The following is a 9361-nucleotide window of genomic DNA, read 5'->3' as shown; positions in this document are numbered from 1 at the left end:
TGCAGGCAGGCGCCACCGCCTCTCCCGGCGGCGTGCTCGCGCCCGTCACCGGGGTCGTATCCGGTACGCTCAACGCGCTGACGGGCGGCTTGAACCTCACCCGTCCGTGATCCTTGGGCCGGAAGCGCGGCAGGCACCCCGCGTTTCCGGCTTCTTCTTCACTCTTTAGAAAGCCTTCTATGGCCGCGCTCAGCTTCGCTGCCGCAACCCTGTTGCTGGCGGTGCAATCATCTCCTTCGACCCTTGCGCCCCCGCTGATCGGCCAGGGCGAACAGCCCGTCCCCGGCGCTTCGCCCGATCGTCAGGAAAAGCTGCCCCGATCCACGCCCAGGGATCTGGTCGCCGTGGAGGGCGGGGATGCGGGCGTGGCGATCAGCGGCATCAGCTTCACCGGCGTCGAAGCGCCCGAAAGCGTGGCCGCTGCCGCCCGTCCCTATCTGGGGCGGCCCGCGTCGAAGGAAACGCTGTCCTCCCTGGCCCAGGCCATTTCCGCCGCTTATGCGAAAAGCGGCATCGCCCTTTATACCGTCGCCATTCCCGAACAGGACCTGTCGACCGGTCAGGTCAAGGTGGTCCTGGCCGAAGGCTTTGTCGAGGATATCGTCTATCCCAAGGGCGCCAGCCCCCTCATCCGCGCCTATGCGGAACGGCTGCGCGCGGAACGGCCGCTGACGCGCCGCGCGCTGGAGCGCTATCTTTCGCTGATGCGCGACATGGCGGGGGTGAAGGTGGACGTGTCGCTGCTGCGCGGCGCGAAGGCGGGCGGCGTCCGCCTCTCCATCACGCCGAAGCGGGAATATAGCGATTTCAGCTTCGGCATCGACAATCGCACCCAAAGCGGACTCGGCACCGGCCAGTTGCGCGCGACCGCCCAGTTCAACAGCCTGTTGCGCGATGGCGACCGTACCGACCTGACGCTGCTCAGCGCCATCGACCTCAAGCGATACCGCTATGTTGGCCTCGGCCACCAGACGCCGATCGGGTCGGACGGACTGATGCTGGGCCTGTCGGCCTCGCATCTCGATACGCGGCTCAAGGACTTTCCCATCACCGGGGAGGCATGGACCCTGGGACTGACCGTCAGCTATCCGCTGATCCGAAGCTATCGCCGCAACCTGACCGTCAGCGCGGGGCTGGACGGCCTCAACAGCGATGCGGCGCTGCTGGGATCGGTCTTGTCGTCCGACCATATCCGCACTCTCCGCGCGGCGATCGGCTATTCCTCCATCGGCGACAAGAGCGTGCTGTCGGCGGCGTTCAGCGCCAGCCATGGCCTCGACATATTGGACGCGCGCGGAACGCCGGGCTTTACCGATCCCACCTTCACCAAGCTGACCGGCCGGATCGGATATGACCGGATGATCGGCAAGCGCTTCGTCGGCCGCGTGCGCGCGACCGGCCAATATAGCCGCGACCGGCTGTCAGGGAATGAGCGCCTCGCCATCGGCGGGCCGGAATATGGCCGCGCCTTCGAAACCGCGATCCTCAGCGGCGACCGGGGCGTGGCGGGGTCGCTGGAACTCGCCTGGCGGCCGGTGACGGGCAAGGCGCTCAAGGATAGCGAAGTCTATGGCTTCATCGATGGCGCGCGCATCCGGGTGCTCGAACGGCTGGGCATCCCGCAGACCGACTATGACCTCGCCTCGGCTGGGGGAGGGTTGCGGCTGGTCTATAATCCCCATGCATCGCTGACGCTGGAGGGCGCGCGGGTGATCGACAGCGCCTATCCCGCCGCCGGGGACGGATGGCGGTTCAACATTGGCTGGCACGTGAAGCTGCGGCGGTGAGCGGGGCTGCGTTCCCGCTTCATCGCCGTTGCGTCTCGCCGCTCTGCGCGGGAGACAATAAGAGCGTGACCAGCCAACCGGCCACGCCACACCCTCCCAGCCATATGAGGAAGGCCGCCCCGCTGCCGCTGACCGCGTAGAACAGGCCGGGCAGCAGCGCGGCTCCGGCCAGCACCCGGCGGATCGCCGTGCCCTGGCCTTCCCCTGTTATCCGCGCCGACCGCCTGCGCTTGGGATCGCCCAGGCAGAGCAGCAGGATGATGGCGGTGGAAAAGGCCGTGGCCGCGAGCGGAAGCAGCATCATTCGGCCGCCTGCAAGGAGGGGAGGGGCTGCCGCACCGTCCCCGGCGCAGGGCGCAGCATCAGCCAGAGCATCCATGCCCCGCCCGCAAGCAGGGCGACGTCTACGGCGGCGATCATCGGCTGGTTCGCGGCGAAGGCGCTCATCCAGCCGGGGCCTCCGGTCAGCAGGCGCAGCGGCGGCAGCATGACCATGATGAGGCCGGTGCCGATTTGCAGCCAGCGCCCGAAGCTGGCGCTGGACCGCCACAGCGCTCCCGCTACGATGACGAGGGCCGAACTGATCAGGAATCCCGCGGTCGTCCAGTAGACTGCGCTGCCCATCGGCTTTGCTATCAGGAAGGCGGCGGCGGTGGAAACCAGCGCGAAGGGCAGGCCAAGCCCGACGATCGTCACCATGCGGTCAAGCCAGTCGAGCGATCGCGCGCCAGCCTCGCGCCGCACCAGCCATAGCCGCAGGCCGGTCAAGGTGACGTAGCACATGGCGAAGCCCAGCGCGAACCAGACCGCCTTCGACACAATGCCCGCGAAGTTGCCGAAGTGCAGCGGCGACATGATCGCCGCGAGCGTGCCCCCTGCGGACGGAGTCGTGCCGATCAGCGGCTTGGTATGGAGGAAACGTCCTTCCGCCCCGTCATAGAGCAGGCTGACGGGCGCAAGGTCCCCGCTGCTGGGCGGGTGGAATGTGGTCACCTTCGCATCGGCGCGGCCGAAATTCTCTATGCTGACGAAGGTCGGCACCTCCCCCGTCCGGCGGATGGCGTCGCTGGCGATCCGGTCGAGATTGCCCATCCCGGCCGGGCGCGGATCGGGCTTTCCGGGATTGCCGAACACCGCTTCGTTGAGCGCCGCAACGTCCCCGCCAAAGGCCGCCATGGCGACCACCGGCACGCCGATGGTCCCGAAGAAGGAGAAGAAGCTGCCGGTAAAGGCCAGCACGAAGGCGAAGGGCAGGCTCCACGTGCCCGCCACGCTATGCCTGTCGCGGTTGAACAGGACCGGATTGGCCTTCCGCCGCAACGTGAAGATGTCCTTGAACAAATGCCGGTGGATCAGCAGGCCCGACACGGCGGCGACCAGCATCGCAAGGCCAAGGATGCCGGTCAGCAGCAGCCCCCACGGGTTGGGCACATGCAGCCGGACATGGGTATCGACCAGGAAATGGCTGAGCGCGTCGTCGTTGCGCGGGCCGAACACCTCCTCGCCCGTTCCGAACTGCTTGCTGGCGACCTTGCCGTCCCGGTCGAGCTGATAGTAGAATCCCCGGCTGACGAACTCGCCATCCGGTTCGGTTTCATGCCGGTGGAAAAAGGCGCCCAGATCATGGTCGCCAATCTCGAACAGGTCGACGCCCTCATGATATTTGGCCGGGGTCTGCGCGCCCAGCTTGCGCACCGTATCGGCAAAGGGCCGTTCGAAGGCGGACTGCGTCTGGACATGCCCGGCCGACCATAGGCCGATCTCCTCGGCGAACACGGCCGCCATGCCGGTGATAACGACGGCGTAGAGCAACAGGCCCAGCACGATCCCCGACCAGCCATGGACGGCGACCATCAGCTTGGTCTCTTCCTTGGGCAAATGGATCATCGGTGAATCTCCTGTCCGGCCATCTCATGGTCCAGGAATTTGTGGGCGATCAGCGCGCCATGCACCAGCAGCAGCCCCCCCGCCACGATCGCCACCCGCGCCAGCTTGCGGTCGAGGCAGGCATGAAAGAACAGCGCCGCCCAGATCAGCGGCACCAGCACCAGCGGCAGCACGAGGTTGTCGATCCCCGCCGCGCCACCGGGCAGCCACAGCGCCATCCCCGCCATGACCACCAGCGCGACGACGATCGCGCCCGGCCCGGCGAGCAGGAAGCGTAGCCATGGGCGCCAGGCTGTCGGCACGGGTGACTCCGGCGGAGGTTGTGACATGCTTCAACTCGTTAGCGGCTGATCCAGCGTCTGACAAGAAGATCGCTATTGAGAATTGATTGCACATCAGCGGCATAATGGCGGAGGAGCCGCCCTCGCGGCGTCAGGTCCAGTCGGAACCCGTTTTCGGCCCCGTGCGCCTGCGGTCGAAGCCGGGTCTTCGGGTGCTGACCGTTGGTCTGAACGGCCGAGGGACTTCGTGGCTTGTGACGGGCGTTTCCGGCTGCGGCGGGCTTTTGACGGCGGCAGGATCGACCGGCGCGTCCAGCTGGACGCCGAAGGCCTGTCCATTGCGCCATGCGATCGTTCCATCCACGGGCGGATATCCGGTCAGGTGGATCGTCACCCGGTCGCCCGCCACGATGTCCGACGTGCATTTTCCGCCGATGCCCCGTTCCGACACGTCCCGGATGAGGATGTCGATCAGCCCAAGGCGCGGATGGCGCATCTGTCCCTTGAGCAGCCGCCGCTCCCGGTCATGCAGACGTTGTGACGGGCTATTATTCACCGGATGATCCGTTGTGGCGGCATATTGATTTTGCACATTGTTTTAGGAGCATACGCCCGGCTTTCAAAGGCCCAATCCAGGAACTGCCCGGTCCGGCAGGACAAGCTGTTGAGCAAGCCGTGCAACCGGGTCTGGCTTTCGGCAGATCGCCGTGCAACATGGCCTTTGGTTCAAATGTGCGTAAATGGCTGGAGCAGTGGCTACGCATTGATGATGCGGCCAATGTTCCCCGGCCGGACTGATGGGAGAGGTGATATGAAGCGTTTCACTGACAAGAGCGCCCTGGTGACGGGCGCGGCTTCGGGCATAGGAAAGGCGACGGCGGAGCGGCTGGCTTCGGAAGGGGCCGATGTCGTGGTCGCCGACATCAACCTTGAAGGAGCGGCCGCCGCCGCCCAGGCAATCGCCAGCGCATACGGTGTAAGGGCCTTCCCCATCCGCTTCGATGCCGCCGATGCCGGTGATTGCGAACGGCTGGTGGCTGAGGCTGTCGAAAAACTCGGCAAGCTGGACATAGTGGTGAACAATGCGGGGGTGATGGATTGGTCCCGCGCCGACGAATATCCGGTCGAGCGCTGGCAACGCGTCATCAGCATCAACCTGAATGCGGTCTTCTTCGTCAGCAAATATGCGGTGCCGCATCTGCTGGAGACCAGGGGCAATATCGTCAATATGTCGTCGGCGGCGTCGCTGGCGGGTGTGCCTTTCGCCGCGGCATATTGCGCGGCCAAGGCGGGGGTGAACGGGCTCACCCGGTCCATGGCGGTGGAATATGCCGACAAGGGTGTGCGCGTGAACGCCATCTGCCCCGGCGGCGTCGATACGCCGCTTACCGTCACGGTCACGCCCATGCCGGAATGGCTGGACTTCGCCAAGATCGCGCGCCTGTCGCCCAAGACGGGGAAGACCAGCGCGCCGGAGGAAATAGCGGCGGCTGTCGCCTATCTTGCCTCGGCCGACGCCTGCAACGTGACCGGCATCGCCCTGTCGGTGGACGGAGGGCAGGTCGCGGGCTGAGCCCTGCGGGCCAGCGCATCACGCCGGAACAGGCATGATGCGCTGGCGGGTCAGGGATCAGGGCTTGCGGGTCACGCGCGACAGGCGGGCCGTCCCGGTCAGCACCGGATCGGCGGCGGAGGTTGCGACCTCCACCTTCACCGGTCCGGCGGGCACCACCCAGCGCTGCGCCTTGGCGTCGAAGTCCGCCAGAACGCGCGGATCGGCCGTCACCGTCACCTCGCGGCTTTCGCCCGGCTTGAGGTCCGGCTTGCCCCAGCCGATCAGCCGCTTGGCCTTGCCGGGCCGCGTGACATAGACCTGTGGCACGTCCGCGCCTTCCCGATCGCCCGTGTTCGTGACCGTGAAGCGCACCGTCAGCGTCTTGCCGCCGGTCACCTTCAACCCATCATAGCGGAAGCTCGTGTAGCTCAGCCCATGGCCGAACGGATAGAGCGGCTTCAGCCCCTTCTTGTCGAACCAGCGATAGCCCGCGTCGGACCCTTCGGGGAAACTGATGTCATAGGGTTGCAGCCCTGCCTGGAGCCCGTAAACGGCGCGGGTTTCCTTGTTGGCGGGGGGGATGTTCGATCCCGGCAGCACCGGGTTGGGAAGCTGGTCGGCGGACGCCGGGAAGGTGACGGGCAAATGGCCCGACGGATTGACCTTGCCCGACAGGATGCGCGCGATGGCGTCGCCGCCCCGCTGGCCGCCGAACCAGGCGGAAAGGATCGCGGGCACCTTCGCCTGCCAGGGCATCAGCACCGGATTGCCGGTTTGCAGGACGACCACGGTCTTCGCATTGGCGCTCGCCACCGCGTCGATCAGCGCGTCCTGCCCTTCGCCCAGCGACAGATCGGGATGGTCGATCGCCTCGGTCGCATATTTTTCCGTGAAGACGATCGCCATGTCGGCGGCCTTTGCCGCTGCTGCTGCGGCGGCGGCATCCTTGCCGTCTAGGAAGCTGATCCGGGCGTTGGGGAACTCGGCCCGCAATGCATCGAGCGGCGCGGTGCCGCCATAGCCACGCTTGGCGAAAGCGGCGGCCGTGCCGGTGCTGGCGCCGGGAACCACGCGTTTCAGCCCGCCGACCGGAACGACCTGGCTCGATCCGCCGCCGCCGGGCACGCCCGCATCCGCATTTCCGCCCACGACAAGGATGCTCCTGACGCCAGCGGCCAGCGGCAATATCCCGCCTTCGTTCCGCAGCAGCACGATGCCCGCCTCGGCGGCCTTTTGCGCAACGGCGGCATTGGCGTCATAGTCGATCGGCTGGCCCGGTTGCAGCGGGTTGTCGGCCACGCCATGGGCGTAGATCGACCGCAGGATGCGCCGCGCGGCCGTGTCCACAGCGGACACGGGAATGCGCTTTTCCTCCAGAGCCTTGGTCAGTTCTGTCGAAAAATAGCGCTTGGCGTCGACCTGTTCGCCTGACTGCTGGTCCAGCCCCTTGAGCAGCGCCTCGGTCGAATGGACCGCACCCCAATCCGACATGACATAGCCCTTGTAGCCCCAATCGCGGCGCAGCACGTCGTTCAGCAGGAAGCTGTTTTCGCACGCGAAGACGCCCCCGACGCGGTTATAGGCGCACATTACCGAGCCGGGATTGCCCTTTTCGATGCCGATCTGGAAGGCCAGCAGGTCGCTTTCGCGCATCGCACCCTCGTCCATGATGACGGAATGGATGTTGCGGCCGGTCTCCAGCGCGTTGAGCGCATAATGTTTGATCGTGCCGATGATGTTGTTGGACTGGACGCCTGCAATCTGCGCGCCCACCAGTTCACCGCCCAGCAGCGGATCTTCGCCCAGATATTCGAAGTTTCGCCCAGCGCGCGGATCGCGTACCAGGTTGACGCCGCCCACCAGCATCACGTTGAAGCCCTTGGCGCGCGCTTCCGACCCGATCATCTTTCCGCCAGCGCGCGCGATCTCCGGGTCCCAAGTCGACGCGAGCGACAGCCCGGACGGCAGCGCCGTCGCGACGTCGCCCTTGCGGATTTCCATCAGGTTGGACACGCCCAGGCTCGCGTCCGTTTCCACCAGCATCGGCACGCCCAGGCGCGGAACGCCCTCGATGAAGCCAGCGCCCATCGCCACGCCTTCGGGGCGCTTGGATGGGGGCAGCATCATGGGCATCGGCCCGTGCAGCAGCCGGACCTTTTCCCCGAGCGTCATCTTCGACAGCGTTTGTTCCGCGCGGCGCTCCGCCGCATCCCCGGACTCGCGCGCTGCGGCTGCGACAGGGCTAAGGGCGGTGGAGATCACCACCGTCAACAGTATGGCGCGGAGCCTTTTCATCGGACGATTTCCTCTACTGAACGCGGCCTTCTTGCTGACGGACGCAATGGCGTTGCTTATCCCGCCAGCTTCCGCAGGTCAATATTCGATCGGTATCGTTCGATTATTCGCGAGCATTGCCCTTCAACTGATCCGCCGGAGTTTCGGCGCGGCGGACGATCAGCCGCCGGACACCAAGATTCTGCGGGATCGCGCCGGGATCACCATCGCCCGGCATCCACAGCACCGCCGCCGCCGGAAAGGGCGGGTCGCCCCAGGACTGGGCGAAGTCGATCGACATGCCCGGAACGCTCGACGCCACCCCACCGGCCCAGGCGAGAAAATCGTCGCGCCAATCCGCCATGCCGCTGGGGTCGACAAGGAACGCGGTCCTCAGCCCGTCCTCATCCGCCGGAGGTCCGGGGGAAAGCACATGCTCCTCCGCTCCTGCTGGCGCGATGCGGCTGCGGTCCATGAACTTCGCCTCGTCCGCCCGCATGATGCCGCCCACCGGCCCGTCCATCAGCGCCGCCGTGGCGGCGATGTCGTTGGCCCAGAATTCGCTGATCGTGTCGAAGTCCACAGGCGCCCCGCCGATGACATGGTTGCGGACATAGCGCGTGAAGGGAAAGTGCCGCACGCCCAAAGGCGCGTGATGTTCTTCATAATAGGCCTGGAATGCGGCGCGATCGGAATCGGGGCGGTGCACAAGGGCGCAGATGCTTTTCGTCATGCCCGGCGGTCCTCTCCATCGATCTGGGCCAGCAGCCTGTCCGCCGCCGTATAGGGGTCGATGCGCCGCGCCTCGACGTCCGCCAGCACGGCTTGCCCGCGCGCGGCAAGCGCCCGCGCGGCAAGGCGCTCCCGCAAAATGGTGAGCGCCTGCTCGCGTTCGCGCAGGCCGGATCGTCTGGCAAAGCCGTCCCGCGCCTCCAGCGCAGAACGGTGCGCGAAAATGGCGTCGGCAATCTCCTTGCCGCCTTCTCCGGCCGTGGCGATGGCGCGCAGCAGCGGGGCGGACCAGCCGCCGCCCCGCGCTCCGGCGGCCTGTTCGCGCAGGTGCAGCATCAACTCATATTGCCGATGCGCCGCTTCATAGCCGTCGCGATCCGCCTTGTTGATGACGAAGATCTCGCCTGCTTCCATCAGGCCTGCCTTGACCGCCTGAACCTCGTCGCCCAGCCCCGGAACGCCGACGATGATGGTGGTGTGGGCAAGGTTGACGACATCGATTTCATCCTGGCCGACGCCCACGGTTTCCACGATCACGATATCAAATCCCATCGCGTCCAGCACCAGACAGGCGTCATGGGTGGAGCGCGACAGGCCGCCCGCCTGCCCGCGCGTGCCCAGCGAGCGGATGAACACGCCGGGATCGAGCGCGTGGCGCGCCATGCGCACCCGGTCGCCCAGGATCGCGCCGCCGGTGAAGGGGCTGGACGGGTCGATGGCGATCACCCCGACGCGCTTGTCCCTGCTGCGAAGCTCCGCCACCAGCATGTCGGTCAGCGTCGACTTGCCCGCGCCCGGCGGGCCGGTGACGCCGACGATCTGCGCGCGGCCGGTGGCTGGAAAGA

General features: G+C 66.5%; 10 protein-coding genes. 3 read left to right on the top strand and 7 right to left on the bottom strand.

What is annotated here, in order from left to right; all coding sequences use genetic code 11:
* Window positions 1-179: 179 nt before the first annotated feature.
* Window positions 180-1787: a ShlB/FhaC/HecB family hemolysin secretion/activation protein gene (locus L288_RS32165; RefSeq protein ID WP_021238339.1), complete on the top strand. Its 1608-nt coding sequence runs from the start codon at window positions 180-182 to the stop codon at window positions 1785-1787.
* 19 nt (window positions 1788-1806) lie between these two features.
* Here L288_RS32165 and L288_RS32160 read toward each other — a convergent pair whose 3' ends face one another.
* The 4 genes from L288_RS32160 to L288_RS32145 all read right to left on the bottom strand — a co-directional run bounded on the left by L288_RS32160 (window position 1807) and on the right by L288_RS32145 (window position 4511).
* A complete protein-coding gene (locus L288_RS32160) occupies window positions 1807-2091 on the bottom strand; it encodes a hypothetical protein (RefSeq protein WP_021238338.1) in 285 nt (94 codons plus the stop codon).
* Complete coding sequence (locus L288_RS32155) at window positions 2088-3674, bottom strand: PepSY-associated TM helix domain-containing protein (protein ID WP_021238337.1); 1587 nt, start codon at window positions 3672-3674, stop codon at window positions 2088-2090. Before L288_RS32155 ends, L288_RS32160 begins: the two co-directional genes overlap by 4 nt.
* On the bottom strand, window positions 3671-3976 hold the full coding sequence (locus tag L288_RS32150) for a hypothetical protein (RefSeq protein WP_021238336.1): 306 nt from the start codon (window positions 3974-3976) through the stop codon (window positions 3671-3673). The genes L288_RS32155 and L288_RS32150 overlap by 4 nt, the downstream gene beginning before the upstream one ends.
* Before the next feature lie 130 nt (window positions 3977-4106).
* Window positions 4107-4511 carry a hypothetical protein gene (locus L288_RS32145; RefSeq protein ID WP_031304395.1) on the bottom strand — a complete coding sequence of 135 codons (405 nt, stop codon included), beginning with the start codon at window positions 4509-4511 and terminating at the stop codon, window positions 4107-4109.
* Between L288_RS32145 and L288_RS43035 the strand changes: the two genes are divergently transcribed.
* Window positions 4493-4753: a hypothetical protein gene (locus L288_RS43035; RefSeq protein ID WP_150113371.1), complete on the top strand. Its 261-nt coding sequence runs from the start codon at window positions 4493-4495 to the stop codon at window positions 4751-4753. The genes L288_RS32145 and L288_RS43035 overlap by 19 nt on opposite strands.
* A 13-nt stretch (window positions 4754-4766) precedes the next feature.
* Window positions 4767-5528: an SDR family NAD(P)-dependent oxidoreductase gene (locus L288_RS32140; RefSeq protein WP_021238334.1), complete on the top strand. Its 762-nt coding sequence runs from the start codon at window positions 4767-4769 to the stop codon at window positions 5526-5528.
* 57 nt (window positions 5529-5585) lie between these two features.
* On the opposite strand, the gene L288_RS32135 is transcribed toward L288_RS32140, so the two are convergent.
* The 3 genes from L288_RS32135 to meaB all read right to left on the bottom strand — a co-directional run.
* Complete coding sequence (locus L288_RS32135) at window positions 5586-7805, bottom strand: beta-glucosidase family protein (protein WP_021238333.1); 2220 nt, start codon at window positions 7803-7805, stop codon at window positions 5586-5588.
* Window positions 7806-7908: 103 nt separating this feature from the next.
* Window positions 7909-8517 carry an EthD domain-containing protein gene (locus L288_RS32130; RefSeq protein WP_021238332.1) on the bottom strand — a complete coding sequence of 203 codons (609 nt, stop codon included), beginning with the start codon at window positions 8515-8517 and terminating at the stop codon, window positions 7909-7911.
* Window positions 8514-9361 (bottom strand): methylmalonyl Co-A mutase-associated GTPase MeaB (meaB, locus tag L288_RS32125; RefSeq protein WP_021238331.1); only part of this gene is annotated, 848 nt, incomplete at its 5' end. The genes meaB and L288_RS32130, both read right to left, overlap by 4 nt.

This window comes from Sphingobium quisquiliarum P25 (assembly GCF_000445065.1).
In the GTDB taxonomy this organism is placed as follows: domain Bacteria; phylum Pseudomonadota; class Alphaproteobacteria; order Sphingomonadales; family Sphingomonadaceae; genus Sphingobium; species Sphingobium quisquiliarum.
The sequence above is the reverse complement of the archived record's forward strand: the minus strand, read 5'-3'. Positions and strand labels throughout refer to the sequence as shown.

What these genes read in the sequence shown, in the direction of transcription:
- L288_RS32160 (WP_021238338.1), bottom strand. Translation starts at nt 2,091, where the DNA reads ATGATGCTGCTTCCGCTCGCGGCCACGGCCTTTTCCACCGCCATCATC.
- L288_RS32135 (WP_021238333.1), bottom strand. Translation starts at nt 7,805, where the DNA reads ATGAAAAGGCTCCGCGCCATACTGTTGACGGTGGTGATCTCCACCGCC.
- L288_RS32165 (WP_021238339.1), top strand. Translation starts at nt 180, where the DNA reads ATGGCCGCGCTCAGCTTCGCTGCCGCAACCCTGTTGCTGGCGGTGCAA.
- L288_RS32155 (WP_021238337.1), bottom strand. Translation starts at nt 3,674, where the DNA reads ATGATCCATTTGCCCAAGGAAGAGACCAAGCTGATGGTCGCCGTCCAT.
- L288_RS32130 (WP_021238332.1), bottom strand. Translation starts at nt 8,517, where the DNA reads ATGACGAAAAGCATCTGCGCCCTTGTGCACCGCCCCGATTCCGATCGC.
- L288_RS32140 (WP_021238334.1), top strand. Translation starts at nt 4,767, where the DNA reads ATGAAGCGTTTCACTGACAAGAGCGCCCTGGTGACGGGCGCGGCTTCG.